This window comes from Streptomyces sp. NBC_00353, from assembly GCF_036108815.1.
GTDB lineage: Bacteria > Actinomycetota > Actinomycetes > Streptomycetales > Streptomycetaceae > Streptomyces.
This window is the reverse complement of the sequence record NZ_CP107985.1, coordinates 4,361,164-4,386,015: the sequence shown is the minus strand read 5'-3', so window position 1 is coordinate 4,386,015 and position 24,852 is coordinate 4,361,164. Positions and strand designations below refer to the sequence as shown.

Below are 24,852 nucleotides of genomic sequence, written 5' to 3'. Positions count from 1 at the left end.
GAGGGGCGTGGGCCGGCCCCGGCGAAGAGGGCTACGGCGTCGACCGGACCGCCCGCCCTGCCAGTACGGAAGTCCGCCTGCCGTCCTCGATAACGAACCGGCCGTCGATCAGGACGTGCGGGATGCCCACCGGCAACGTGCGCGGCTCCTCGAACGTCGAGCCCGCCGCCACCGTCTCCGGGTCGAAGAGGACGAGGTCGGCGCGGTAGCCCTCGCGTACGTACCCCCGGTCGGGCAGGCGCAGCCGGGCTGCCGGGCGCGACGTGAGGTGGGCGACGCACTCCTCCAGCGAGAGGATGCCCAACTCCCTTGCATACCGGCCGAGATACTGCGGGAACGTGCCGTACGCCCGCGGGTGCGGCTTGTCGCCCTGGAGAATGCCGTCGCTGCCGCCCGTGTGGACGCGGTGCCGCATGATCTGCCGGACGTTCTCCTCGTGGCCCACGTGCTGGAGGATCGTCGTGCCGAGCCCGTCGTCGACGAGCAGGCGGCGGGCGGTGACCCAGGGCTCCTCGCCGCGCATCCGTGCGGACTCGGCGACCGTTCGGCCGACATGTCCGGCGAGCTCCGGCACGCTGACGCCGGAGATCTCGATCGTGTCCCACTCGATCGGCACCCCGTGACAGCCGTCCGAACCGAGGACCTCCATGTGGTGCCGGATCCGCTCCGCCGCCCCGTCGTCCGCGAGGCGCGTGAGGACCGACTCGGGTCCGCCCTCGCTCGCCCAGCTCGGCAGCATCGCGACGAGCGTCGTGGAGCCGGGGGTGTACGGGTAGGTGTCGAGGGAGATGTCGGCGCCCGAGGCGATGGCCCGGTCCAGCAGGGCGATCAGCTCGGGGGCCCTGCCCTTGTTCACGCCGAAGTTCATGGTGGCGTGGGCGAGATGGAGAGGGCAGCCGGCGTCAACGGTGAGCTGCACCATTTCCTCGTACGCGGCCAGTGCGCCCGCGCCGTACGAGCGGTGGTGCGGGCAGTAGTAGCCGCCGTGCTCCGCCACGACCCGGCACAGTTCTGCGAGTTCGGCGTCCTTGGCGTACATGCCCGGGGTGTAGGTGAGGCCGGACGACATGCCGACCGCGCCCTCCGTCATGCCCTGGGCCACGAGCTCCTTCATCCGGGTCAGCTCGGCCTCGGTGGCCGGGCGGTCGTCCCAGCCGACCGCGTACATCCGGACCGTGCCCTGCGGGATCAGGTACGCGGCGTTGACCGCGATGCCCTGGCCGCCGAAGTTGCGGTCGAGGCGGTCCAGGTATTCGCCGACCGTGCGCCAGTCGAAGTCGACGTCCGAACCATCACCGTTCCAGCCGGTGATCGCCTTCCGCACCTCGGTGAGGGTGCGGTCGTCGACGGGGGCGTACGACAGGCCGTCCTGGCCGAGGACTTCGAGGGTGACGCCCTGGGCGGCCTTCGCGCTGTGATCCGGATCGCGGAGAAGGGCCAGGTCGCTGTGGGCGTGCATGTCGATGAAACCGGGGGAGAGGGCGAGGCCGGTGGCGTCCAGGGTGCGGGTGGCGGTGGGGCGGGGCCCCGGGGCGCCCTCGGGGTGGATCTCGGCGATCCGGCCTTCGGCGATTCCGACATCGGCCCGGTAGGAGGGGGCGCCGGTGCCGTCGATGACGCCGGCGTTGCGGATGACGAGGTCCATGGTTGTGCAGCCTTTCGGTGACGGTGCCGCTTCCCCCGCCCCGCCCCGGACCTTGCACCTCGAACGCCGGCGAGGCCGGCGATCGGCCCTTGCTCGTCCGCCCGTGCAGGCGGGCCTTTCAAGCCCCTCCGGCGATTGAGGAGCGGGGGTCCGGGGCAGCGCCCCCGGTTTCGGGAAGGGGCGGGGTGGGGGCCCGCAGGGATCAGAAGAATGTGCGGATGTAGTCCGTGACCGTGCCGTCCGCCTCGACCAGCGGAATCAGCTGCCACTTGTCGAACGATGTGCACGGATGCGAAAGACCCATCCCCACCCAGTCGCCGACCTCGAGCTCAGCCCCCGCCTCGGTCCGCATCCACGTGTGCTGGTCCGACAGCCCCGTGACCGTCACCCCCGTCGCCGCCCGCACCGAGCCGTCGCGCCCGGACCGGATCACCTGCGCCTCCGGGAGGTCGAGGTCGTACGCCGCGTCCCGCTTCCCCGCGTTGAGGAACGCCTGCTCGGCGGAGGGACGCGACACGACCTGCGCCCACAGCCGGAAGGCCGGCTGCAGCGTCCCCTCCTCGGACACCCGGTTGAACGGCGTGATCCGCCGGTAGTGACCGTCGTCGTGCGAGACGTACGCACCGGAGCGCAGCAACTTCACGACCGGTACGGAGAGTTCGGGAATCTCGGCGAAGACCTCGGCCACCGCGTCGAACCACGCGCTGCCGCCCGCGCTGACCAGAATCGCGTCCGCACCGGCGAACCGGCCCGCCTTGTCGAAGTCCGCCGCCAGCGCGACGAGCCGGCGCAGCCACTCCCGTACGCGCTCCGGCGACGCGTCAGGCACCTCGCCCTCGTAGCCGGCGACGCCCACCAGCCGCAGGGTTCCCGTCGAAGCCACCGCGTCGGCGACCGCCGCGCAGTCGGCCTCGGTACGCGCACCGGTGCGGGCGCCCTCGCCCGCTCCCAGCTCCACCACGACGTCCACCGGGCGGGAGGTGCCCGCGGCGCGCAGGGCCTCGTCCATCAGCTCGACACCGCGCACCGAGTCCACGTAACAGACGAAGCGGAAGTCCGGGTCGGCCGCCAGCTCGCGGGCCAGCCAGCGCAGCGCCACCGGGTCGACGAGCTCGTTGGCGAGGAAGATCCGCTGGATGCCGTACGCCCGGTAGACCCGCGCCTGGTGCGGGACGGCCGCGGTGATGCCCCACGCGCCGCGCTTCAGCTGGTCGGCGAAGAGCTGCGGGGACATGGAGGTCTTGCCGTGCGGGGCGAACGCGAGGCCGTGGCGTTCCGCGTACGTCTCCAGGAGGGCGAGGTTGTGCTCGACCGACTCGGCGGACAGGGCGAGGACCGGGGTGGTGAAGCCGCCGGTGAAGAGGTTGCGGCGTTCGGCGGCCAGGGCGCCGACGGTCAGGCCCTCCGCATCGGGCGGGAGTGCCTTGAAGCGGTGGTCGACCCGTTCGTCGGCAAGTCCGGCGAGTTCGGCGAGTCCAGCCTGGGTGACCGGGTGGTCGGCGGCCAAGGGAGCCTCCTCAAGAAGTAATCGTTGCAACATATGCAACAGTCATTGCGCATATCGCTTAACGCTGTCTAACATCCGAGCCGACGCCGGGTCAATGGTGAGAACCGGCGCTGAACGCTGATCATCGAGGAGCCCAGAGTGCCCGGACCCGCAGCGGGGGCGGCCCACGCCGCCACGACGAGCGATGTCGTCTGCCTCGGCGAGTCCATGGTGACGTTCCTGCCCTCCCAGCCCGGCCGCCTCGCCGACGTGCCGTCCTTCGGCCGTGCGATCGGGGGCGCCGAGTCCAATGTTGCCTGCGCGCTCGCAGCGTCGGGCCACCGGGCGAAGTGGGTCAGCCGCGTCGGTGCGGACGGGTTCGGCGACCATCTGATCGAGGCGATCTCCCGGTACGGCGTCGACACATCGGCGGTCGAGCGCGACCCGGCACGGCCCACAGGCATCTACTTCCGTACCGCGACCGACCGGGCGACCGACACGCACGAGGTCGCGTACTACCGGGCCGGGTCCGCGGCATCGGCGATGTCCCCGGCGAACGTCCCCGCCGAGGACGCGCTCTGCGGCCGCATCCTGCACCTGTCCGGGATCACGGCGGCGCTGTCCGAGGACTGCCTGTCCCTGCTCCACTCCCTGACCGCGCCCCGCCCCGGACGCCCGCTGATCTCCTTCGACGTGAACCACCGGGCGGGGCTGTGGCGCGCCGGCGACGCCGCACCGGCCGTCCTCCTCGACCTGGCCCGCCGCTCCGACCTCGTCTTCGTCGGTGAGGACGAGGCGGAGGAGGCGTGGGGGCTGCGCGGCGCGGAGGCGATCCGTGCGGCGCTGCCGGAGCCGGGGGTGCTGGTCGTGAAGCGGGGGGCCGAGGGGGCGACGGTCTTTTCGGGACCCCGCCCCGGGCCCCGTTCCTCCGACGCCGGAGGGGCTGAGAGTGTCACCACGGTCCCCGCCCTCCGGGTCGACGTCGTCGCCCCCGTCGGCGCCGGCGACGCCTTTGCCGCCGGGTTCCTCTCCGCCACCCTCCGCGAACTGCCCGTACGGGACCGCGTGCGGCACGGGCACCTGATGGCCGCCGCCGTCCTCACCGTTCCCGGCGACCTCACCGCCCCCCCGGCACGCGCCCACGCCGACCGGCTGGTGGCTCTCGACGACACCGACTGGGAGACACTTCGTCTCGGCCCCGGCTGGACAGCGGCCGAGCGGGCATCCGAGGAGGTACCCACCCCATGAGTCAGACCGTCGACCGCGCGCTGAGCATTCTTCCGCTCCTCGCCCAGGGCCCCGCCGATCTCGGCCAGGTCGCCGACCGTCTCGGCGTCCACAAGTCCACCGCGCTGCGCCTGCTCCGTACGCTCCACGAGCACGGGCTCGTCTACCGCCAGCAGGACCAGCGCTACCGCCTCGGCGCCCGCCTGTTCGCCCTGGCGCAGGAGGCCGTCGAGAACCTCGACGTACGCGAGATCGCTCACCCCCACCTCGTCGAGCTCAACGAACAGTGCGGGCACACCGTCCATCTCGCGGTGTACGAGGAGCACGAGGTCCTCTACATCGACAAGGTCGAGAGCCGCTACCCGGTCAGGATGTACTCCCGGATCGGCAAGCCCGTCGCGATCACCGTCGCCGCCGTCGCCAAGCTGCTGCTCGCCGATCTGACCGAGCCGGAACGGCGTGCGATCGCCGAGAAGCTCGACTACCCCATGTACACGTCCCGTTCGATCCCGAACGCCGGCGCCTTCCTCAAGGAGCTCGCCGCCGTCCGCGAACAGGGCTGGGCCACCGATCTCGGCGGCCACGAGGAGTCCATCAACTGCATCGGCGCCCCCATCCGCGGCGCGGACGGCCGGGTCGTCGCCGCCATGTCGGTCTCCGCGCCGAACGTCGTCGTCACGGCCGAGGAACTCCTCACCCTGCTCCCGCTGGTGCGCCGCACCGCCGACGCCATCACCCGGGAGTACTCCGGCACGCCCACCCCCCAACCCAAGAAGGCCTGAACCGTCATGACCGAGAAGACCGCCCTCACCCCCAGCACCCACACCGCCCCGCCCGCCAAGTTCTCGCACGGCGTGAAGAAGGGGAACATCCTCCAGGTCGCCGGCCAGGTCGGCTTCCTGCCCGCCGTCGAGGGCCAGGCGCCCACCCCGGCCGGCCCGACGCTGCGTGAGCAGACCCTCCAGACGTTCGCCAACGTCAAGGCGATCCTGGAGGAGGGCGGCGCGAGCTGGGACGACGTGATGATGATGCGCGTCTACCTCACGGACGTGGACCACTTCGCGGAGATGAACGAGATCTACAACGCGTACTTCGGCGAGCAGAACCTCAAGGAGGCCCCCGCCGCCCGCACGACGGTCTACGTCGGCCTCCCCAAGGGCCTGCTGATCGAGATCGACGCGCTCGCCGTCCTGAGCTGAACGAGCCGACCGATCCACGGCTGATCCGCTTGCCGCACCGCATCACCACGCCACACGGCACGGCGCCCCGCACGACCGGGACGCCGTGCCGCGCTCCACCCTGCCCGAAGGACCCCCACACCACGGAGTCGTCCCATGCTGCTCGCCACCACACCACCTCCGGTCGAGACACCACCCCACACCGGTGGACTCCTCCTCCTGATCGACGGCACCGCCGGTCTGATGACCGTCGCCGCCCTCGGAATCGCGCTCCTCCTCTTCCTGATCATCAAGATCAGGCTGCAGCCGTTCGTCGCGCTGCTCGCCGTCTCCATAGCCGTCGGCCTGGGCGCCGGTCTCTCGGTCACCGAGCTGTTCGGCACGGTGCAGAAATCCGCCGCCGTCTCCGTCATCGAGTCCGGCATGGGCGGCATCCTCGGCCATGTCGCGATCATCATCGGCCTCGGTACGATGCTCGGCGCGATCCTCGAAGTCTCCGGCGGAGCAGAGGTGTTGAGCGCCCGCCTGCTGAACCTCTTCGGTGAGAAGCGGGCCCCGCTCGCCATGGGCCTGACCGGCCTCATCTTCGGCATCCCGGTCTTCTTCGACGTCGGCATCTTCGTCCTCGCGCCGATCGTGTACGCCGCCGCGAAGCGGTCCGGCAAGTCGATCCTGCTGTACGCGATGCCGCTGCTCGCCGGTCTCTCGATGACCCACGCATTCCTGCCGCCGCACCCGGGACCCGTCGCCGCCGCAGGTCTCTTCCACGTCTCCCTCGGCTGGGTCATCCTCATGGGCGCCGTCGTCGGGATCCCGTCCGTCCTCGCCGCCTGGGTCTACGCCGCCTGGATCGGGAAGCGGATCTTCGTCGAGGTCCCGCAGGACATGGTCGAGGCCGCCGAGGAATCGAAGGCCGCGGTCGTCGCCGAGCAGCGGGCCGCCGGTGTCTCCCCGCGCGAGGAGCCGGTCGGGCTCGCCACCGTACTGACGATCATCGGCACCCCGCTGGTGCTGATCCTCGCCGCGACGTTCTCCTCCATCGCCCTGGACCCCTCCACCGTCCGCTCGGTCATCGAGTTCTTCGGCAACCCGTTCGTCGCTCTTTCGATCGCGCTGCTCCTCGCGTACTACCTGCTGGGCATCCGGCGCGGCTGGTCCCGCAAGTCCCTGGAGTCGGTGTCCACTTCGTCGCTGAAGCCGGTCGGCAACATCCTGCTGGTCGTCGGCGCGGGCGGTATCTTCGGCGCCGTCCTGAAGGGCAGCGGCATCGCGGCCGCGCTCGCCGACACGTTCAACGACGTCGGCCTGCCGGTCATCCTGCTGGCCTGGCTGATCTCCGTCGTCCTGCGCGTCGCCCAGGGTTCGGCGACGGTCGCGATCGTCACCACGGCGGGCATCGTCGTGCCGCTGGTCGAGGGCCAGGACATGTCGCAGGCGCATCTGGCGCTGATCATCATGGCCATCTCGGCGGGTTCGATCTTCGCCTCGCACGTCAACGACGGCGGCTTCTGGATGGTGTCGAAGTACTTCGGCATCACCGAGCGCGACACCCTGAAGTCCTGGACGGTCCTGGAAACGGTCCTGTCGGTGGCGGGCTTCGCGGTGGCGGCGCTGCTGAGCCTGGTGATCTAGGGCGGCGGCGGGCTCAGTCGGTCTGTGTCGTGCACAGGACGTTCTTCCCGCCGTCCACGTCGTAGATCCAGTAGCTGTTCCGGTCTCCCTGGCTCCGGGCGCAGTAGCCCCGCGGATAGCTCTTCTGCGCCCGGTGGTACCCAGTGATCTGCAAGGTCGCGTTGTAGCCGGAGGGGACCTTGGCCGCGTCGCAGCTCCAGACGTTCATGAGGAGCGACTTGGTGACGGAGGTGTTGCTGACCTTGGCCACGAAGCACTGGCCCGTGCGGAACTGGCGCTCCACGCAGAGCGACACGGTGAAGTCCGACACCGAGCCCGCGTGATACCAGTACGAGCGGCCGTTACCGGTCGGGCACTCCGCGAAGCTGATCCCTTTTCGTGCGGACGTCACTCGGGTGTAGGCGTCGGCGACGCCGCACGACACCGTGTGCGGCACGGCCGTCGACCAGTCGTCATAGCCGTCGTCGTACGCCGTGAGGCAGTCCCCGGTCGATACGGCACGGAAAGCGGCATCGGTGGCATCGGGCGTCGGTTCGGGGTCCGCGACGGTGCCGGAGGAGGACGAGCCGCTGCTGCCGGACGACGACGTGTAGCCACTGCTGCTGGAGGTGCCGCTGCCCCCGCTGCTGCTTCCGGCATCCGACTCCCACGGTCGCCAGACCGCCACCACGAAGAAGATCAGCGGGATGAGCCACCAGCCGTTCGAAGAACCCTTCTTCGCCGGCGGGCCGGTGACGGACGCCACGGACAGGGGCGGCTGCTGGGCCGATGACGAGGAAGCCCGCTTGCGGGCCCGCTCCTGGCGGCGCTGCTCGGCGCGACTCTGCTCCGCGGCGCGTTCGGCCTTGAGCCGCGCGGCCTGCTCGCGGGCGGCCTGTTCCTCGGCCTGTTCGCGTAGCTGTTCCCTCTCGCGTTCCTGGTCCCGCTCGCGTTGTGCCCGTACCCGTGCGGCCTCTGCCTCCGCGTCCCCGGTGTACATCTGGGTCCGGCCCGGAAGCGGTACCGCCGAGGTTCGCTGATCGACGGTCAGGTCGTCCGGGCCTGCTGCCGCGCCGCGTCGCAGGGCGTGACTCTGGCGTTCGTACACCTCGATCAGTGCTGTCCAGCGGGGCGGCAGCCAGCGGCTCCCGCTCTGCGAGAGCGGCAGTCCGGCCATCGCCCGGCGGAACTGGTCCAGCACGTCCGCCGGCGCGGGACGGTCCGTCGGGCGTACCGCCAGACAGGGACGGATGAGAGGTACGAGTTCCTTGGGAAGCCCGTCGAGGTCCAGTTCGCCGCGCTGCACCCGTGCCAGCAGGGCGAGGGTGTCACCGTCGGCGCGGTACGGCGGCCGCCCCGTGGTGAGGTGGAAGAGTGTCGCGCCCAGCGAGTACACGTCGGACGCCGCCGTCGACGCCTCGCCGCGTGCCTGCTCGGGCGAGGTGAAGGCGATGGTGCCGAGGGTGAGGCTGGTCCGGGTGAGGTCGCTGGCGTGTGAGATGCCGAAGTCGATCAACCGGGGACCCGTCAGGGGAAGCAGGATGTTCTGCGGCTTCACATCCCGGTGGATGATGCCCTCGCGGTGCAGCGTGACGAGTGCCTCGGCCGTTCCGGCAGCCAGCCACCGTACGGCCGATGCGGGTAACACGCCTGCTGTGCGGACCAGTTCGGAGAGTGCGGGTGCGGCGATGTAGTCGATGGCCATCCAGGGCTGCTCGGCGTCCGGGTCCGCTTCCCTCACCCGTGCCGTGAACGCGCTGTCGATCCGTTGCGCCAGCGTCACCTCGCGGGCGAACCGGCGCCGGTCGATGTCGCTGACCTCTCCCTCGGCCAGCAGCGTCTTGACCGCCACGAGCTGCCCGTCGGCGGCCAGCGCGAGGTAGATCCTCCCCATGCCGCCGGACGCCAGCCGGCCGAGCAGCCGGTTTGCCCCGAGTGCTGCCGGATCGCTCTCGCTCAGCCCTTCCAGCCGTGCCCCCGCCATGTCGCTCCCCCCGTCACTTCATCGCGCGGTGAACAGGGTCCCACGAGGGGTCGGCAGGTGCCACGACTCCCTCTGTACCAGGTCCGCAACTTCCCTTTCCGGCAAGGAATCACGGGTGATGAGGAGGCCACGGGGCGACGCCCGGAGGCGGACATGCAGCAGCGCCACCGGGGGAGCGGCGGCGCTGCTGGTCACTGGTACCGGACGGTGGTTACGGCAGGGCGTGCACGTGTGGGCCCACCGCGTTCGACCAGGCGTTGCCCGACTTGGCGTCCCAGTTGGTCGACCAGGTCATCGCGCCGCGCAGACCCGGGTACGTCCTGGACGGCTTGAACGAACCGCAGTTCGTGCCGCGGGCCAGGCAGTCCAGGGCGTTGTTCACGATCGTGGGGGAGACGTAGCCGCTGCCCGCACCACTGGTCGAGGCCGGCAGCCCGAGCCCGACCTGGGCCGGCGCGAGGCCGCCCTCCAGCTGGATGCAGGCGAGCGCGGTGAGGAAGTCCACCGAGCCCTGCGAGTAGACCTTGCCGTCGCAGCCGAGCATCGAACCGCTGTTGTAGTACTGCATATTGACGACGGTCAGGATGTCCTTGATGTTGAGCGCCGTCTTGAAGTACTCGTTCGACGTCGACTGCATGTCGATGGTCTGCGGCGCCATCGTGATGACGAGCTTGGAGCCCGCCTTCGACGAGAGGGACCTGAGCGCCTGCGTCATGTAGGTGGAGTTGAGGCCGTTCTCCAGGTCGATGTCGACGCCGTCGAAGCCGTACGTCTGCATCATCGAGTAGACGGAGTTCGCGAAGTTCGTCGCGGAGGTGGCGTCGTTGATCGAGACGGTGCCGTTCTGACCGCCGATCGAGATGATCACGGACTTGCCGGCTGCCTGCTTGGCCTTGATGTCGGCCTTGAACTGGTCGACGGTGTAGCCACCGAGCCCGGCCGAGTCGAGGTTGAAGGTGACACCGCCCGGCGTACCGGTCGCATCGGCGAAGGAGACCGCGATGATGTCGTAGTTGGCCGGTACATCGCTGATCTTCTGGACGGTGGCGCCGTTGTTGAAGTTCTGCCAGTAGCCGGTCACCGCGTGCTTGGGCACGGTCCCGCCGCCCCCGCCGCCACCCGTGGCCGAGGTGGTGCCGGTCACCGCCGCAGACTTGGCGGACTCACCGGCCGCGTTGGTCGCGGACACCTGGAAGGAGTACGAGGTCGAGGCGGTCAGCCCCGTCGCGGTGGCCGAGGCTCCGCTCACCGACTGCACCTTGGTGCCGTTCTGGTAGACGTTGTAGCCCGTCGCGCCGGACACCGCGTTCCAGGACAGGGCCACGGAGGACGAGGTCACGGAGCCCACCGCGAGACCGGCCGGGGTGGCGGGCACGGTCGGCGCCGGGTCACCGCCGCCGCCCCCGTCCGGGCCGGTGACGGAGATGTCGTCGGCGAGGTAGGGGGCCTGCCCGTACCAGCCGTGGAGGTACACGGTCACCGAGGTGGTGTTCGGGCCGGTCGTGAAGCTTGTGGAGAGTTTGGTCCAGCTGCTGGAGTCGGGGGTCCAGGTCGACACGTCGGTCGTACCGGTGCCGGTCGCGCCGATGTACGTGTATCCGCCCTGCACCCAGCCGCTGAGCGCGTACGTGGAGCTGGGCTTCACGGCCACGGTCTGCGTGCACTGGGCGTTGTCCTGGCCGGCCGGGGTCGCCTTCAGGGCCGCGGCTCCCCCGTGCACGGGGGAGGAGACGGTGGTGCCGCTGCCGTTGGAACAGGTCCAGTTGGCGAGCCCGGACTCGAAGCCCGCGTTCTTGGCGTTGTTGACGTCGGCGGCCTGGGCGGTGCCGACGAGGCCGGTGACGGTCAGCGCCGCTGCGGCGACGACGGCCATGACGGAACCGAGGACCGGGCGGATGCGGCGTCTGCCGTGCCGGGTGCCGGGTGAGCGTTCCACTTGCTTGCCTCCGTGGGGGAGTTGGGGATGCCGGGGATGCATCGGGATGCAGGCGGGTGCCGGGGGTGCGACACGGGAGTGAACGTGCGGGGCGTGGAGGTGCGTTGAAGAACGGTGGCCACCGTTGGCCGACAAAGCTGGTCCAGACCAATCGAGTTGTCAAGACCTCTGGCGACTACGGGTTCCGGTGAGGCGTGCGGCAGGGGGGCGCCGGCCGGGTTCCGGATCGTTGCGGGCGCCCATTCCGGGACCCGATCGGCGTCTCTCACCGGCGAGTCGGGCGGTCGGCGGGCGGGGGCGGCCTGGGTGGCCGGACGGTGACGGATTTCGCACCGCCGGAATGAGACGCCGGTAGCCGAGATCCATTCTGACGTGCGCGAATGAATTCAGGCCAACGAAAATCGGAACGCGTTTCGGTAACCCTCCGCAGTGGTACAGGAGTTAACGACTCTCTGTTTCGCCCGATTTCGCACCTGGCTGCCGCCGGCCTGTCGCGAGGGTGTTGCCCGGATGTAGCTGTACTGGTCCACGAAAGGTGTTCTCTGGCTGGTAAGACGTGGATAAAGTGCTGTGGCAGAAGCACGGAGCAGGAGCGATTGCGGCCGCCGTCAGCGCGACGGTGGCCGGAGCCGAACGGGGACCAGCGTGCCGACCGCAATAGCAGTGACCAGTGCTGATCTTGTACTACCACCGACCGACCAGCAGACACCCACGGCGGCCTTGTTGCAGGCTCCGGAAGACCAGACGATGGATCTGGCGATCAGCGACATGCATGTGCTGCTGGAGCAGCACGGCTATGTCGTCGCCGTCTACTCGGCCGGCCTTCCGGTCGCCCACGAGCGCAGGCTGCATTCCGTCAGATCGGTCCTGGAGAGCGATCGCATCGCCCTGCTCAAGGTGGATCTTCCGCCGCTCGGAATCGCCGTACTGGTAAGACAGCTGCGCCAGTTGTCGATCTGCGACTTCAGTCCCGGAGTGGTCGCCTCCGCCGCCCGGCTGCTGCCGCACTACATCTACGCGGGCGCCCTGCTGAACTCGGTCACCAAGCTGGACCGGGTTCCGGTCAGTCTCAAGACGCATGCCAAATCATGGGTGCCCGGCTCCCAGTTCGCCGTGGTCGCGGGGCCGAACCCGCAGCTCGTCAAGGTCGGACCGGCCGTGGAGCCGCCGTCCGGGCCGGAGTTCGGGACGCATCTGCTGATCGCCAAGGGCCAGTCGCAGTCGGATTGGGTGCACAAGAATCTGGCTCCCGCCTGGAAGGTCCAGGCCATTCAGGAGGCCACTCTGCCTTCCGACTCCTCCCGCTGGTGGGGAACCGGAAAACTGGTGGAATTTGCCGCCTATCTTCCGGACATCTCCGTTCTGTACCAACTGGTGGCGTCCGTAAGGCGCGAGAACTGTCACTGGTGCGGAATGGAACTCATCGGAGATCGTTGTGGGTTCTGTTCCTCACCACTTCCTCCACCCGAGAACCGAATGCACCCCGGAAGTGTCCTGAACCAAGGAGCGGCCGTGCAGGCACGGTCGTGACGTCCCTGCATTTCCGCAACACGCGTAGATGCAGACGTAGTACGGGAACGGTCCCGTACGCGAATCCCGACCGACTTCCCGACGTAAGCCCAGCCACCGCGCATCCTTCTGTCCGCTGCCCCACGCATCCGATACGAACGAGGTTGTCCGGCCCATGAACTCCCGCCAGCGCCGCGGCGTGATACTCCTGCTCCTGTCGGTCCTGTGCGCCTTCGGCGCCTTCGCCGGCGTGCTCTCGGTGATCAGTGACGTCAACTCGAAGGTCGGCCCCGAGGTGGCGGCCTACCAGCTGAAGTCCGACATCGCCCCCTACACGGCGCTGTCCTCCGGACAGTTCGAGAAGATCAAGATGCCGAAGCGCTGGCTGTCGACCAACGCCGTGACCGACCTCTCCGAGGTCAACGGAAAGATCGCCGTCACACAACTGCGCAAGGGCTCGCTGCTCCAGTCGGACATGATGCAGAAGAGTCCCGAACTGCAGCCCGGTGAGCAGGAGATCGCCATCATGATCGACGCCGCCACCGGCGTCGCCGGCAAGATCACCCCCGGTTCGACGGTCAACATCTACGCCACGTTCGCCGGCGAGCAGGACGGCGCCCCGTCCCAGTCGAAGGTCATCGTCTCCAACGCCAAGGTGCTGGACGTCGGCAAGCTGACCGCCCTGGAGCCCGGCCGGGACGCCAAGTCGAACATGGGCACCGAGGCCGTCCCCATCACGTTCGCGCTCAACACGCTCGACACCCAGCGCATCGCCTACGCCGAGTCCTTCGCGGAGCACGTACGCCTCGCGCTCCTGGCCTCCGGCAGCGACAGCACCATCCGACCGGGCGACCGCACCTACACGCTCGACAAGGACAAGTGAGGATCGAATGACCACAAGGATCCTCCCGGCCGTCGGGGACCCCGACGCGGCCAGATCCGTCACCACCCTGCTCAGCCAGCTGCCCGACGCAGAGCCGGCCGCACCGGTCGGCGACTCGACCCAGCTCATCGACACCCTCGCCCGCCTCGCGGGCGAGTCGATCGACGAGCTGCCCGAGGTCGTGCTGGTCCATGAGCGGATCGGTCCGGTGCCGGCTCTGGAGCTGATCCGGGAGGTCTCCCTGCGCTTCCCCGCCATCGGGGTCGTGCTGATCACCGCGGATGCCAGCCCCGGGCTGTTCTCCGCGGCGATGGAGTCGGGCGCCCGTGGCCTGGTCACCCTGCCGGTGAGTTACGAGGAACTCGCCAACCGGGTCCAGTCCGCCGCCCAGTGGTCGGTCGGGGTCCGCCGCCACCTGGGCTCCGGAGGTGACGTCTTCACCGGGCCCGGTGGCACCGTGATCACCGTCAGCGGTGCCAAGGGCGGTGTGGGGGCGACCGTCACGGCGGTCCAGCTCGCCCTGGCGTCACAGGCGTCGGGGCAGACCGTCGCGCTGGTCGACATGGACCTCCAGTCCGGCGACATCGCCTCGTACCTCGACGTGCAGTTCCGGCGCTCCATCGTCGACCTGGCCGCGATCGCCGACATATCGCCCCGCGTCCTGTCCGACGCCGTGTTCAGCCACAGCAGCGGGCTCGCCCTGCTGCTGGCGCCGGGCGAGGGCGAGCGCGGCGAGGAGGTCAGCGACCGGTCGGCCCGCCAGATCGTCAGCGCCCTGCGTTCGCGGTACGAGGTGGTGGTCATCGACTGCGGCAGCCAGCTCCAGGGAGCCGGCGCGGCAGCCATCGAAATGGCCGACACGGCGGTTCTGGTCACCACCCCGGACGTGATCGCGGTGCGCGGCGCGAAGCGCACCGTACGGATGTGGGAGCGGCTCCAGATCCGTAAGGCGGAGGAGACGCTCACGCTCGTCAACCGGTTCATCCGCAACACCGAGATCCAGCCGCCGCTGATCGAGAAGATCACCGGGACCCGGATGGCGAACACGGCGATTCCCGCGAACTTCAAGGAACTCCAGGGCGCCGTCGACGCGGGCCGGATGCACGAACTCGACGCCAAGAGCACGGTGAAGCAGGCGCTCTGGGGCCTGGCCGGAGAACTGGGGATCGTCAAGCTCCCCGCCGGCGCAGACAGGAGCGGCGGGAAGAACTCCGGAAAGTTCAAGAACGACCGAGGCTCCATCGGGCGCCCGCGCAGACGGCGCGACGGTGACTCCGGGGGCCGTGGGACGACCGAGGGGACACGTTGACCGATGGCAGCCACCGAGATGAGAGGCCTGAGGATACGGAGGAGGCGTGACGGTGATTCCTTCCGTGGGCGGGATCGCGGCCAGACCGCCATCGAGTTCGTGGGCGTCACGCCGCTGATCATCCTGTTACTGATCGCGCTCTGGCAGTGCGCGCTGATCGGCTACACGTTCAGCCTGGCGTCGAACGCGGCCGACGAGGCCGCCCGGGCGGGTACCGGGGCGGAGTACCTTCCGACGCTGGCCTGCAAGCGCGCGGCCCGGGAGGACCTGCCGGACGCCTGGGAGAGCAAGTCGAGAACGCACTGCCGGGCGACGCCCACTCTGTACAAGGCCGAGGTCAGCCTGAAGGTGCCGGTCCTGGTGCCCGGCGTACTCAACTGGCCGATGACGATCACCGGCGAAGCCGCGTCGCCGACGGAGGGCTGACCGATGAGCGAGCGCACAGGCACATCCCGACGCGACCGCGGCCAGGTGGCCATCGAGTACATGGGCTTCATCCCGCTGCTGCTCCTGGTGGGTCTCCTGGCGATCCAGCTGGGCGTGGCCGCGTACACGGCCAACCAGGCCGGCACGGGCGCCCGCGCGGCGGCCCGTACGGCCAGCCACGACATGCCGCTGACGCTTCCCGAACTGGCGGGCCGGGAGGCGATGAGCGACTGGCTCGCCGACGACTCACTCTTCACCCCGAGCTACGGCATCGACGAGGTGACGTACACCGCGCGCGTCAAGATCCCCTCCGTCGTCCCTGGACTCAGCTGGGGCTACGCCGAGCGAAGCTCCACCTTCCCCCGGGAGTGACCGAGCCCCGCATCGCGCGGCCGGAGCACCATCTGCACGTCGGATCAAGGGAGTTACGGAATGAGCCTGCGGGCCCGCATCACCGCCCCCGAGAAGAACAGCGGGGGGCGGGAGGACAGCCACATGGTGGCCACCTACCGCGCCAAGCTGCTCGAGGAGATCGACCTCGCGGAGATGTCCTCGCTGGCCGCCGCCGACCGGCGGGCCCGCCTGGAGCGCGTACTCAGCCACATCATCAGCCGTGAGGGCCCGGTCCTCTCGACCGTCGAACGCACCCAGCTGATCCGCCGCGTCGTCGACGAGGCCCTCGGCCTCGGCATCCTGGAACCGCTCCTCGAGGACGCGTCCATCACCGAAATCATGGTGAACGGACCGGACCAGATCTTCGTGGAGCGCAGCGGCAAGGTCGAGCAGCTCCCGATGCGGTTCGGTTCGCACGAGCAGCTGATGCAGACCATCGAGCGCATCGTGTCGACCGTCAACCGCCGGGTGGACGAGCAGAATCCGATGGTCGACGCGCGTCTGCCCAGCGGTGAGCGTGTCAACGTGATCATCCCGCCGCTCTCCCTGACCGGCGCGACGCTCACCATCCGACGGTTCCCGCGTGCGTTCACGCTCCAGGAGATGATCAACGTCGGCTCGCTCGACGAGCAGATGCTGATCCTGCTGTCCGGGCTCGTCCAGGCCAAGCTCAACATCATCGTCTCCGGTGCCACCGGTACGGGTAAGACGACGCTCCTCAACGCACTCTCCGGTCTGATCCCGAACAACGAGCGCATCGTCACCATCGAGGACTCCGCCGAACTCCAGCTCCAGCAGAGCCATGTGATCCGGCTGGAGTCCCGCCCGGCGAACGTCGAGGGGAAGGGCCAGATCACCATCCGTGACCTGGTTCGTAACTCCCTGCGTATGCGGCCCGACCGGATCGTCGTCGGTGAGGTCCGTGGCGGCGAATCGCTCGACATGCTCCAGGCGATGTCGACGGGTCACGACGGCTCGCTCGCCACCGTCCACGCCAACAACGCCGAGGACGCGCTCATGCGTCTGCAGACCCTCGCCTCGATGTCGGAGATCAAGATCCCGTTCGAGGCGCTGCACGACCAGATCAACAGCGCGGTCGACGTCATCGTCCAGCTCACCCGGCACGCCGACGGCTCCCGCAAGGTCACCGAGATCGCCGTCCTCGACTCGCACGGCCGCGACGCCTACCGGATCGTGTCCGTCGCCCGGTTCAACGCCCAGCCGATGGCCGCCGACGGGCGGATCCACGGCCAGTTCCAGTACCTCCCGCTCCCGCGCAAGATCGCCGACCGTCTCTACATGGCCAGCCAGCCCATCCCGCAGGCCTTCGGAGTCGCCGCGTCCGACGAACAGCTCGCCACCCGAGAGGCCAAGTAGGTACCGCGCCATGAACAATCTCCCTCTGCTCACGATCGGCGTCACACTGCTCTTCGGCGTGACAGGCGTCATGGGCCTGCACGCCTACTCCGGCGGGAAGGCCGACCGGGACGCCCTCGTCGACCGGCTGTCGCACACCGGCCAGATCCCGGCAGCCGGGCGACACCGCCGCTTCCAGGGCGTCGACCGCAGGCTGCGCAAGACGGGCCTGGGCCGCAAGCTGGAGCTGAAGCTCGCCGCCACGGGCCTGGAGATCACCCCGGGCGAGTTCTTCGTCTACGCGCTCGTCGCCATGGCCGGACTCTGGATGGCCGCCTCGTCGATCCTCGCCAGCTTCTTCGGCCCGGTCGCGGCGCTCATCGGCCTCTGGGGCACCAATGCCTTCCTGAACTGGCAGCGGACCAAGCGCACCGAACGCTTCATCAACCAGCTTCCCGAGCTCTCCCGCATCCTCGCCAACGCCACCCAGGCCGGCCTCGCCCTGCGTACCGCCATCAGCATGGCGGCGGACGAGATGGAGGACCCGGCCGGGGAGGAACTGGCCCGCGTCGCCCGCCGCCTCGCCGTCGGCGAATCGCTCGACGACGCGATGAGCGAGCTGACCGACCGGCTGCCGTCGCGCGAGCTCGTCGTTCTGGTGACGACCCTGGTCCTGTCCAACCGGGCCGGCGGTACGGTCGTCAGCTCGCTGCGCAACCTCACGGAGACGCTGGAGGAGCGCAAGGAGACCCGCCGTGAGGTGAAGACGCAGCTGTCACAGGTGACCGTGACGGCCTACGCCGTCCCGGTCTTCGGCTTCGGCGCGATGCTCCTGATGAACGCGGTGATGCCGGGCGCACTCGACCGGATGACCGGAGCCCTCATCGGCCAGGTCGCCGTGATCGTCTCCCTCGTCCTGTACACGATCGGATTCATCGTGATCCGACGCATGTCCCGTATCGACGTCTGAGGGGAGGAGCTGACATGGACCTGTTGCTTGCGCTCGTCGTGGGTCTCGCGGTGTTCGGAGCCATCGCCGGCATCCGGATGTACCGGGCCGACGCCAAACTCCCCGGCGACCTCGCCATCGCCCTGGAGGTCGGCGCCACCCGCACCGGCGCGGTGGGTTCCGGCATCGACCGGCTCGGCATGCGCTGGGCCCCCATGGTGCTGAGGATGATGGGCCCCAAGGCCGTCAACAAGAAGCGCCGCCAGATCGACATGGCGGGCAACCCCGGTGGTCTGACCATCGACCGCTACGCCGCCCGCCGCTTCGTCTACGGTGTCCTCGGCCTGCTCGGCGCCTTCTCGATGATCCTGCGCGGCCAGCTCTTCCTCTCCCTTCTGCTGATCGGCTTCGGTCTGTTCTGGGTGGAGGTCGGCATCTGGTCGGCGGTCCGGGTCCGCAAGGACCACATCGAGCGGACGCTCCCCGACTTCCTCGACGTGCTGGCGGTCGTCGTCTCGGCGGGCCTCGGCTTCCGCCAGGCACTGGGGCGCGTCGCCGACAAGTACGAGGGCCCGTGGGCCGACGAACTCCGTATCACCCTGCGTCAGATGGACATGGGTGTCAGTCGTCGCCAGGCCTTCGAGGAGCTGCGCAAGCGCAACGACTCGGAACAGGTCGCGATGTTCGTGACCACGCTCCAGCAGGGCGAGGAGCTGGGCGCCCCGATCGTCGACACACTGATCCAGATCGCCAACGACATGCGGCGTACGGATGCCCAGAACGCCCGCCGGAAGGCCGCCAGGGCCGTTCCGAAGGCCACCTTCGCGGTCACGACCTTCCTGCTCCCGGGAACCCTGGTCCTGCTGACGGTCGGCTTCGTCTACGGAGCCGACGTCGACTTCAGCTTCCTCACGGGCGGATGACATGCATGACGGGGATCTTGAGCACGATGACCAGGGGGAGGTGACAGGCTCATGTCGTTCCAGCTCGGCAGTTCACAACTCGGACTGACCGCCGAGGTGCGTCAGGCGATGGCCGACCCCGGGGCGCGCCCGGCGTTCGCGATCCAGCTCAACGCGCTCCAGGCCATGTGCCGCCAGGTCTTCGGCTTCCGGCTTGCGATGATCGCCATAGCCACTCCGTTCGCGATCGATCACACGGCGTCGGGCGCGGCCACCTGGCTGATCGGCTCGGCCGTCCTCGTCACCTTCATGGGCTCGTACGTCCTCTTCCGGGACTGGGAACGCTTCGGGCCCGTTCTCCTGCGCCACCCCTGGCTGCTGGGCATCGACGCACTGTTCGGAGCCCTGCTGCTGATCACCGCGACGCCCGAGTCCACGCTCGCCTATGTCACCGTGTGCACCCCGCTGCTGGCGGGACTCGTCTACGGCTGGCGGGGCGCGGCGGTCTTCGCGGCGCTCCAGACACTGATCGTCTTCGGCGTGTACGGGACCGACTCGAGGCTGCAGGCCGGCGACGCCACCGCGCTGCTCCTGCCCGGCTTCTGCGTGATCGCGGGCGCCGTCGGAGTCACCCTTCGCAATCTCCTTCTCCGGTTCGGCACAGCCAGCCAGGCCCTCACCGAGACCAGGGCCCGGCTGGCCGTGAACGAGGCCGTGGAGGGCGAGCGCACCCGGCTCGCCCGCGAGATGCACGATTCGGTGGCCAAGACCCTGCACGGCCTGGCGCTGGCCGCCGACGGCCTGGCCAGCTCCTCCGACCGGATGGACCCGCTCACCGTCAAGCACCAGGCCGAACTGGTCGCACGCTCCGCCCGCCGGGCAGCGGCGGAGTCGCGGGAACTGCTCTCCGACCTGCGCCGCGACTCCGGACTCGACGGAGGTGTGGACGTCGTCTCCGAACTCCGCGCCAGAGCCGACGACTTCACCCGTCGCCGTGGGCTCACGGCCACCTTCCGGATGCTCAACGAGGCCCCGGTCCCGCTCGTGCCGCAGGTGGTCGCCCGCCAGCTGCTCACCGTCGCCTCCGAAGCGATGGAGAACGCCCATCGCCACGCCCACCCGACCTATCTCATCGTGCTGGCCGGTGTGAAGGGCGATGTCCTGCGCGTCAGCGTGTACGACGACGGGCGCGGGCTGCCCCCGGGCACGACGCTCGACGACCTCAAGCGCGCCGGCCACTTCGGCCTCGTCGGCATGGTCGAACGTGCCGCGTCCATCGGAGCCCGTATCCGCATCGGCAAAGGCAAGGCGGCCAAGGGTACGGAAGTACGTCTGGAACTTCCGGTGGCCGCTCTCGCAGCCGGCCCCCACGCACCACAGATGAACTGACCCGCTCCATCCCACCCCCCCCAAGAACCTGAGAGGAGGTCGCAGATGCCGGACGACGTCTCCCGCGCGTCGGGCCAGAACTGGGCCGCACAGAACCACGCCTCCCAGCACACGTCCTCGCACGTCACCCCGCTCAACTCGGAGCTCAGCTCCTCCGGGTTCCCCGTCCCCCAGCAGTCCGCGGCATCCGAGGCCATGCCTCCCCCCTTCCCCGCCGCCCCTCCGGCGCCGGTGACCGGCCCGCTGAGGGTCGTCGTCGCCGACGACAATCCGGTGGTCCGGGCCGGCCTGGGCGTGCTGCTCTCCGGCCGTGAGGACATCGAAGTCGTGGCGGAGGCCGCGGACGGCCGCCAGGCATACGACATGGCCGTTCAGCACCGCCCGGACGTCGTCCTGCTCGATGTCCGCATGCCGGGGGTCGACGGCATCTCCGCGCTGCCGCACCTCGTGCAGGTCGCCCCGGTCATGATGCTGACGTACAGCCGCGAGAGCGAGATCGTCCACGAGGCACTGCGGCTGGGCGCGGGCGGCTATCTGGTGCACGGGGAATTCACGGCGGACCAACTCGTGCAGGCCGTGAGGGACACCAAGAGCGGCCGGGCCCACTTCACCGCCACCGCGGCGAACGCGCTCCTGGCCCATATGCGGCAGGGCCCCGGGCCACAGGGCGGACAGCTGCCCGAGGGGCTGGGGACCGCGCTGACCACGGGCGTTGCCCACCAGGGCCCCGGCTACGACGGGCAGGGCGCCGGGTATGTGCAGCAACACGGTGCGCCTGCACATCTGGCGGTCCCCGAAATGCCGTCACCTGCGACGCGACCGGCCCTTCCCGCGCAGGGTCTTTCGCAAATGCAACCAGTTGTGGCACAGTCGTCAACAACCGGGGGGTCGGTCGTGGCTCCCAACAGGCAGCAGTACGGGCTGAGTTCGCGGGAGGTGGAGGTCATGGAGCTGATCGCGTCCGGCATGAGCAATCAGCAGATCGCCGCCACCTGCTTCATCAGCGAGAAGACCGTCAAGAACCACATCAACCGCATCTTCACCAAGCTGCACAGCGGAAGCCGCAGCGAGGCGATCGCCCGCTGGCTCGGCACGGCGCCGGCGCGGGGGAGTGGTGGACATGGCTGATCCGGGGACGCGGGCCCAGGACTCGGGCGTCAGGACCCAACTGGCCCTTTGGGCCCGGGATTGGGCCCTGGGACCCTCTGGCGGGCAGGGTGTTCCGCCGTATGTTTCTCATGTCGCAAACGGCACCGGCCAGGAGGAAGCCGGTAACGGAAGCGACAACAAAGAAACGTGTGAGTCGGCCGGCTACCGGTCGGCCGAACCTGGAGGGGAACACCATGTCGAACATCACCCTGAAGACCGCCGTCCGCGTCAACGGCTGGGCCGCCACCGCCGTCCGTTCCATCCAGAAGCGCTACGAGGCCAAGGACCGCGGCCAGACGGCCTTCGAGTACCTCGGCATCATCCTGGTGGTCGTGGCGATCATCGGCGCGATCGTGGCGACGGGTATCGGTGGCGCGATCTCGACTCGGATCTCCGGCCTCGTGGACTCCATCACCGCCGGCTAATGGGTACGCGCAAACGCGGCGATGCAGGGCAGGCCTTCCCCATCTATGTAGTGATGGTGGCGGGCCTGCTCTTCCTCGCGTGCGCGTTCTTTGCTGTCGGTAAGGCATCGGCAACTCGAAACGGAGCTCAGGGAGCGGCGGACGCCGCCGTGCTCGCTGCGGCTCAGGACGCTCGTGACACCTTGGGGCCTCCGTTCGTCGCCTCACTCATGACACCGGGCGGGCTCCACGAGTTCCTGCAGGACTACATGTTCAACCCGGTGGCTCCCTGCATGCAGGCCGAGCGGTTCGCCGCCTCTAACCGGGCTGACACCACAGCTTGTTACCCGACGTACGGCTACCTGCAGGACAAGATGCATGTCAGCATCCGGACCCGCTACACGGTTGGCGACACGGTGATCCCCGGTACGGAGACCAAGCAGGCCACCGCGGATGCGACTGCAGTCATCGAGTTCCGATGCACCTACAAGTTCAAGGGCGACCCGGGTGAACCGGTGGCCTTCAAGTGCGATGGCCGGGATGGCTTCTCGATCGACCCCACTGACTTCGATCAGAAGGCATGGGCCGCTCTGAGCAAGATGATCTTCGCCGTCCACTTGGTCGACGACTGACAGCGAACGACGAGTAAAGGAATCAGAACCGATGAGCATTCGGCGTACTGCGAGGACCCGAAGGGTGGTGGCCGCTGTCTCGATGACGGCGGCACTGGCCCTCGCCGTCACTGCTTGCGGCAGCGATGACGGCGGAAAGACGAAGGACCCCGTTTCTTCGTCGTCATCCTCCACACCCTCCAAGCCCTCCGACGGGGACAAGGGTGCGAAGGAAGACACTTCCGCCGGGGACAACGTGGACCCGAATGTGAAGCTGGCTGAGGTGAAGGGGCAGGGCGGCCTCACCCTCGTCATCAATCAGGTGAAGCGCGACTCCGGCGGGTTCGTCACCGTCCAAGGAGAGATCAAGAACGAAGGACAGCAGTCGAGCAACACCGCAGGCTGGGCGGGTGCCGAGAGCGCCATCGTGGCGAAGAACCCCAACTCGGTCGCCGGCGCCACGCTGGTCGACAAGGTGGGCAAGAAGCGCTACTACATCCTCCGGGACACGGATTCTCGGTGCCTCTGCACGACGGGGATTCTCCCGCTCCAGCCGGGGAAGTCGACACCGGTCTTCATGCAGTTCCCGGCTCCGCCCAGCACGACGACTGAAGTTGACTTCACGTTGCCGACCTTCGCCACCACCTCTCTGAAGATCTCCGGGTGATGGCCGACATGACCAGTACACGCACAAGGCTCAGGCCAGGTCATGCCGTGGGGCGCGCCGTCGCGGTGGCGATGCTCATGGCCGGCACCAGCGTCTTCGGAGTCTCGACCGCCCTCGCGGACGACGGTCCGAGTGTGCCTCCCGGTACGGAGGCGTCGTCGGAGCCACCCGTCAAGGTGGACGGGAACGACCCCGACCTGAAGATGCCCGACGGTGGCACGCTCGCGCCGGGCAAGGTCCTCGACATCATCCAGGTCGTCGAGGACATGGGTGGCGAGGAGCGTCGCGAGGACAGCAACGCGAGCATCAAGTTCGCGCTCCAGGCCGAAGTCCTCTTCGGCAAGGACAGCGCGAAGCTGAGTTCGGCCGCCAAGTCCCGTATCGCGGCCGTCGCTGCCGAGATCAAGAAGCAGAACGCCACCAAGGTGCGCGTCTTCGGCTTCACCGACAATCTCGGTTCCTCCGCACACGGCGACGTGCTGTCCAAGCAGCGTGCCGACGCGGTGCATTCGGTGCTGGCCCAGTCGCTCGACCCGAACGTCACCTTCGAGATCCGCGGCTACGGCGAGCAGTACCCGATCGCCAGCAACGCCAACGAAGAGGGCCGGAAGAAGAACCGGCGCGTGGAGGTCTCCTTCCCGCGCGGCAACGCTTCCTGAGGGCGCACGCCCACATGGGGCCTGTGTAGGGTCTCAAAAGCCTTGGCAGAATCTCACGGCAGTTGGCAGATGGATGGCAGAAATGCCACTGCCATGAGACTTGCAGTTCAGGGGCTTCACTCGTTGGGTGGCTCGGGCGGTAGTCCGGGTCACCCAGGACGGGCGCTCAGCGCCTCGTCTCGTACCTGGTCAGGATCACGCCGCAGGGAAGCGTCCGCGTCTCCACCAGGTTGAGGTTCACCCAGTTGTCCAGCGCGGTGAAGAACGGCGTGCCGCCGCCCACCAGGACCGGCGCGGTGGCCAGCACGTACTCGTCAATCAGCCCGGCCCGCATGGCCGCCCCGGCGAGCGTCGCGCCGCCGATGTCCATCGGGCCGCCGTCCTCGGCCTTGAGCCGGGTGATCTCGGCGACCGCGTCGCCGGTGACCAGGCGGGTGTTCCAGTCGACCTTGTCGATCGTCGAGGAGAACACCACCTTCGACATGTCCCGCCAGCGGCGCGCGAACTCGATCTCCGCCGGGGTGGCGTTGGGCTGCTGGTCGCCGGTCGGCCAGTAGGAGCTCATCGTCTGCCACAGCTTGCGCCCGTACAGCGACAGGTCGGTCGCCTGCAACTGGTCGGACCAAAACTGGAACAGCTCGTCGCTCGGCACGCTCCAGCCGATGTCGTCGCCGGGCGCGGCGATGTAGCCGTCCAGGGTCAGGTTCATGCCGTAGATCAGTTTCCGCATGGTGCCAGCCTTCCGTGAGTCGGTCTCACGCGTACAGACCGGCGCGGCGCGGGAAACTCATCGGTGCGCGATCTGAGCTCACATGTAGTCCTCGTGCTCGGTGGCTCAGCCGCAGATTCATCGTTCCGCCGAGGAAATGGCATCGATCTGAGACTGATCTTGGGTGACATCGCGGTGAGACAACGGAGAACCAGCAGGTCACAGAAGATCGACATGTCATCGGCGGCGAGACCCTACAAGCGCCAGGCCATCGCCGTTGCAGCAGGTGGTCCGGGGTGGGCCTGCCCCGTTGATGGGTGTGCGGCGCGTAGCTGAAGCCCGCAAGGTGCGGGTCCGCCATTGCTGGGGCACTCGCTGCTCCCTGGCCGGCCTCAGCCCGTTGCGACCGCACCGGTGCGTGCCAAGGGTGGGATTCGGGTCCTGGTTTGGGCCCTTGGGCCCATGGCGCG

23 protein-coding genes are annotated in these 24,852 nt (G+C 68.9%); 18 read left to right on the top strand and 5 right to left on the bottom strand.

The annotated features are described in order from the left end of the window. Positions 1-31 precede the first annotated feature (31 nt). Together OHA88_RS19670 and OHA88_RS19665 are read right to left on the bottom strand one after the other, a co-directional pair. Positions 32-1,804: an N-acyl-D-amino-acid deacylase family protein gene (locus OHA88_RS19670; protein ID WP_328629737.1), complete on the bottom strand. Its 1,773-nt coding sequence runs from the start codon at positions 1,802-1,804 to the stop codon at positions 32-34. A gap of 43 nt (positions 1,805-1,847) precedes the next feature. Next, a complete protein-coding gene (locus OHA88_RS19665) occupies positions 1,848-3,185 on the bottom strand; it encodes an alanine racemase (RefSeq protein WP_425895703.1) in 1,338 nt (445 codons plus the stop codon). Between the two features lie 105 nt (positions 3,186-3,290). On the opposite strand from OHA88_RS19665, the gene OHA88_RS19660 reads away from it, so the two are divergent. The 4 genes from OHA88_RS19660 (at position 3,291) to OHA88_RS19645 (ending at position 7,168) form a co-directional block, all read left to right on the top strand. Further along, positions 3,291-4,379: a sugar kinase gene (locus tag OHA88_RS19660; RefSeq protein ID WP_328626494.1), complete on the top strand. Its 1,089-nt coding sequence runs from the start codon at positions 3,291-3,293 to the stop codon at positions 4,377-4,379. Continuing rightward, the gene (locus OHA88_RS19655; protein WP_326605479.1) at positions 4,376-5,140 is read left to right on the top strand and encodes an IclR family transcriptional regulator; all 765 of its coding nucleotides are present in this window, start codon (positions 4,376-4,378) and stop codon (positions 5,138-5,140) included. The genes OHA88_RS19660 and OHA88_RS19655 overlap by 4 nt, the downstream gene beginning before the upstream one ends. Before the next feature lie 6 nt (positions 5,141-5,146). Then, positions 5,147-5,557, top strand: coding sequence for a RidA family protein (locus OHA88_RS19650; protein WP_030914824.1), 411 nt, complete (start codon positions 5,147-5,149; stop codon positions 5,555-5,557). 135 nt (positions 5,558-5,692) lie between these two features. Next, positions 5,693-7,168, top strand: a complete 1,476-nt coding sequence (locus tag OHA88_RS19645) for a GntP family permease (RefSeq protein WP_328626493.1) — start codon at positions 5,693-5,695, stop codon at positions 7,166-7,168. 13 nt (positions 7,169-7,181) lie between these two features. On the opposite strand, the gene OHA88_RS19640 is transcribed toward OHA88_RS19645, so the two are convergent. Both OHA88_RS19640 and OHA88_RS19635 read right to left on the bottom strand, forming a co-directional pair. Beyond that, complete coding sequence (locus OHA88_RS19640; protein WP_328626492.1) at positions 7,182-9,131, bottom strand: serine/threonine-protein kinase; 1,950 nt, start codon at positions 9,129-9,131, stop codon at positions 7,182-7,184. A 211-nt stretch (positions 9,132-9,342) separates the two neighbouring features. After that, entirely contained in the window at positions 9,343-11,109 is a 1,767-nt protein-coding gene (locus OHA88_RS19635) for a chitinase (RefSeq protein ID WP_425895707.1), read from the bottom strand. Positions 11,110-11,730: 621 nt separating this feature from the next. Between OHA88_RS19635 and OHA88_RS19630 the strand changes: the two genes are divergently transcribed. The 14 genes from OHA88_RS19630 (at position 11,731) to OHA88_RS19565 (ending at position 23,673) form a co-directional block, all read left to right on the top strand. Continuing rightward, the gene (locus OHA88_RS19630; RefSeq protein WP_328626491.1) at positions 11,731-12,597 is read left to right on the top strand and encodes a hypothetical protein; all 867 of its coding nucleotides are present in this window, start codon (positions 11,731-11,733) and stop codon (positions 12,595-12,597) included. A 154-nt stretch (positions 12,598-12,751) separates the two neighbouring features. Continuing rightward, on the top strand, positions 12,752-13,459 hold the full coding sequence (gene cpaB, locus OHA88_RS19625; RefSeq protein WP_328626490.1) for a Flp pilus assembly protein CpaB: 708 nt from the start codon (positions 12,752-12,754) through the stop codon (positions 13,457-13,459). A 7-nt stretch (positions 13,460-13,466) separates the two neighbouring features. Next, positions 13,467-14,768 carry an AAA family ATPase gene (locus tag OHA88_RS19620; protein WP_328626489.1) on the top strand — a complete coding sequence of 434 codons (1,302 nt, stop codon included), beginning with the start codon at positions 13,467-13,469 and terminating at the stop codon, positions 14,766-14,768. 3 nt (positions 14,769-14,771) lie between these two features. Continuing rightward, positions 14,772-15,194 carry a TadE/TadG family type IV pilus assembly protein gene (locus tag OHA88_RS19615; protein ID WP_328626488.1) on the top strand — a complete coding sequence of 141 codons (423 nt, stop codon included), beginning with the start codon at positions 14,772-14,774 and terminating at the stop codon, positions 15,192-15,194. Positions 15,195-15,197: 3 nt separating this feature from the next. Then, positions 15,198-15,566, top strand: a complete 369-nt coding sequence (locus OHA88_RS19610; protein ID WP_267002541.1) for a TadE/TadG family type IV pilus assembly protein — start codon at positions 15,198-15,200, stop codon at positions 15,564-15,566. A 60-nt stretch (positions 15,567-15,626) separates the two neighbouring features. Then, a complete protein-coding gene (locus OHA88_RS19605; RefSeq protein WP_328626487.1) occupies positions 15,627-16,964 on the top strand; it encodes a CpaF family protein in 1,338 nt (445 codons plus the stop codon). Between the two features lie 10 nt (positions 16,965-16,974). Further along, positions 16,975-17,913: a type II secretion system F family protein gene (locus tag OHA88_RS19600; protein ID WP_267002537.1), complete on the top strand. Its 939-nt coding sequence runs from the start codon at positions 16,975-16,977 to the stop codon at positions 17,911-17,913. 14 nt (positions 17,914-17,927) lie between these two features. Next, positions 17,928-18,815, top strand: coding sequence for a DUF5936 domain-containing protein (locus OHA88_RS19595; RefSeq protein WP_328626486.1), 888 nt, complete (start codon positions 17,928-17,930; stop codon positions 18,813-18,815). Positions 18,816-18,866: 51 nt separating this feature from the next. After that, on the top strand, positions 18,867-20,183 hold the full coding sequence (locus OHA88_RS19590) for a sensor histidine kinase (RefSeq protein WP_328626485.1): 1,317 nt from the start codon (positions 18,867-18,869) through the stop codon (positions 20,181-20,183). Positions 20,184-20,228: 45 nt separating this feature from the next. Continuing rightward, complete coding sequence (locus OHA88_RS19585) at positions 20,229-21,311, top strand: response regulator transcription factor (protein WP_328626484.1); 1,083 nt, start codon at positions 20,229-20,231, stop codon at positions 21,309-21,311. Between the two features lie 215 nt (positions 21,312-21,526). Further along, complete coding sequence (locus tag OHA88_RS19580; protein WP_328626483.1) at positions 21,527-21,757, top strand: hypothetical protein; 231 nt, start codon at positions 21,527-21,529, stop codon at positions 21,755-21,757. Continuing rightward, a complete protein-coding gene (locus tag OHA88_RS19575) occupies positions 21,757-22,368 on the top strand; it encodes a pilus assembly protein TadG-related protein (RefSeq protein WP_328626482.1) in 612 nt (203 codons plus the stop codon). Before OHA88_RS19580 ends, OHA88_RS19575 begins: the two co-directional genes overlap by 1 nt. A gap of 31 nt (positions 22,369-22,399) precedes the next feature. Beyond that, positions 22,400-23,014 carry a hypothetical protein gene (locus OHA88_RS19570; protein WP_328626481.1) on the top strand — a complete coding sequence of 205 codons (615 nt, stop codon included), beginning with the start codon at positions 22,400-22,402 and terminating at the stop codon, positions 23,012-23,014. An 8-nt stretch (positions 23,015-23,022) separates the two neighbouring features. Further along, on the top strand, positions 23,023-23,673 hold the full coding sequence (locus OHA88_RS19565; protein WP_328626480.1) for an OmpA family protein: 651 nt from the start codon (positions 23,023-23,025) through the stop codon (positions 23,671-23,673). A gap of 166 nt (positions 23,674-23,839) precedes the next feature. On the opposite strand, the gene OHA88_RS19560 is transcribed toward OHA88_RS19565, so the two are convergent. Next, complete coding sequence (locus OHA88_RS19560) at positions 23,840-24,403, bottom strand: dihydrofolate reductase family protein (RefSeq protein ID WP_266358395.1); 564 nt, start codon at positions 24,401-24,403, stop codon at positions 23,840-23,842. Between the last annotated feature and the right edge of the window lie 449 nt (positions 24,404-24,852).

Excerpts from the sequence above, each read along its gene's own strand:
- OHA88_RS19610 (WP_267002541.1), top strand. The coding sequence starts at position 15,198 with ATGAGCGAGCGCACAGGCACATCCCGACGCGACCGCGGCCAGGTGGCC.
- OHA88_RS19595 (WP_328626486.1), top strand. The coding sequence starts at position 17,928 with ATGGACCTGTTGCTTGCGCTCGTCGTGGGTCTCGCGGTGTTCGGAGCC.
- cpaB (WP_328626490.1), top strand. The coding sequence starts at position 12,752 with ATGAACTCCCGCCAGCGCCGCGGCGTGATACTCCTGCTCCTGTCGGTC.
- OHA88_RS19615 (WP_328626488.1), top strand. The coding sequence starts at position 14,772 with ATGGCAGCCACCGAGATGAGAGGCCTGAGGATACGGAGGAGGCGTGAC.
- OHA88_RS19665 (WP_425895703.1), bottom strand. The coding sequence starts at position 3,185 with ATGTTGCAACGATTACTTCTTGAGGAGGCTCCCTTGGCCGCCGACCAC.
- OHA88_RS19560 (WP_266358395.1), bottom strand. The coding sequence starts at position 24,403 with ATGCGGAAACTGATCTACGGCATGAACCTGACCCTGGACGGCTACATC.
- OHA88_RS19575 (WP_328626482.1), top strand. The coding sequence starts at position 21,757 with ATGGGTACGCGCAAACGCGGCGATGCAGGGCAGGCCTTCCCCATCTAT.
- OHA88_RS19640 (WP_328626492.1), bottom strand. The coding sequence starts at position 9,131 with ATGGCGGGGGCACGGCTGGAAGGGCTGAGCGAGAGCGATCCGGCAGCA.
- OHA88_RS19580 (WP_328626483.1), top strand. The coding sequence starts at position 21,527 with ATGTCGAACATCACCCTGAAGACCGCCGTCCGCGTCAACGGCTGGGCC.
- OHA88_RS19645 (WP_328626493.1), top strand. The coding sequence starts at position 5,693 with ATGCTGCTCGCCACCACACCACCTCCGGTCGAGACACCACCCCACACC.
- OHA88_RS19655 (WP_326605479.1), top strand. The coding sequence starts at position 4,376 with ATGAGTCAGACCGTCGACCGCGCGCTGAGCATTCTTCCGCTCCTCGCC.
- OHA88_RS19650 (WP_030914824.1), top strand. The coding sequence starts at position 5,147 with ATGACCGAGAAGACCGCCCTCACCCCCAGCACCCACACCGCCCCGCCC.
- OHA88_RS19585 (WP_328626484.1), top strand. The coding sequence starts at position 20,229 with ATGCCGGACGACGTCTCCCGCGCGTCGGGCCAGAACTGGGCCGCACAG.
- OHA88_RS19570 (WP_328626481.1), top strand. The coding sequence starts at position 22,400 with ATGAGCATTCGGCGTACTGCGAGGACCCGAAGGGTGGTGGCCGCTGTC.
- OHA88_RS19600 (WP_267002537.1), top strand. The coding sequence starts at position 16,975 with ATGAACAATCTCCCTCTGCTCACGATCGGCGTCACACTGCTCTTCGGC.
- OHA88_RS19590 (WP_328626485.1), top strand. The coding sequence starts at position 18,867 with ATGTCGTTCCAGCTCGGCAGTTCACAACTCGGACTGACCGCCGAGGTG.
- OHA88_RS19635 (WP_425895707.1), bottom strand. The coding sequence starts at position 11,109 with ATGCATCCCCGGCATCCCCAACTCCCCCACGGAGGCAAGCAAGTGGAA.
- OHA88_RS19620 (WP_328626489.1), top strand. The coding sequence starts at position 13,467 with ATGACCACAAGGATCCTCCCGGCCGTCGGGGACCCCGACGCGGCCAGA.
- OHA88_RS19605 (WP_328626487.1), top strand. The coding sequence starts at position 15,627 with ATGAGCCTGCGGGCCCGCATCACCGCCCCCGAGAAGAACAGCGGGGGG.
- OHA88_RS19565 (WP_328626480.1), top strand. The coding sequence starts at position 23,023 with ATGACCAGTACACGCACAAGGCTCAGGCCAGGTCATGCCGTGGGGCGC.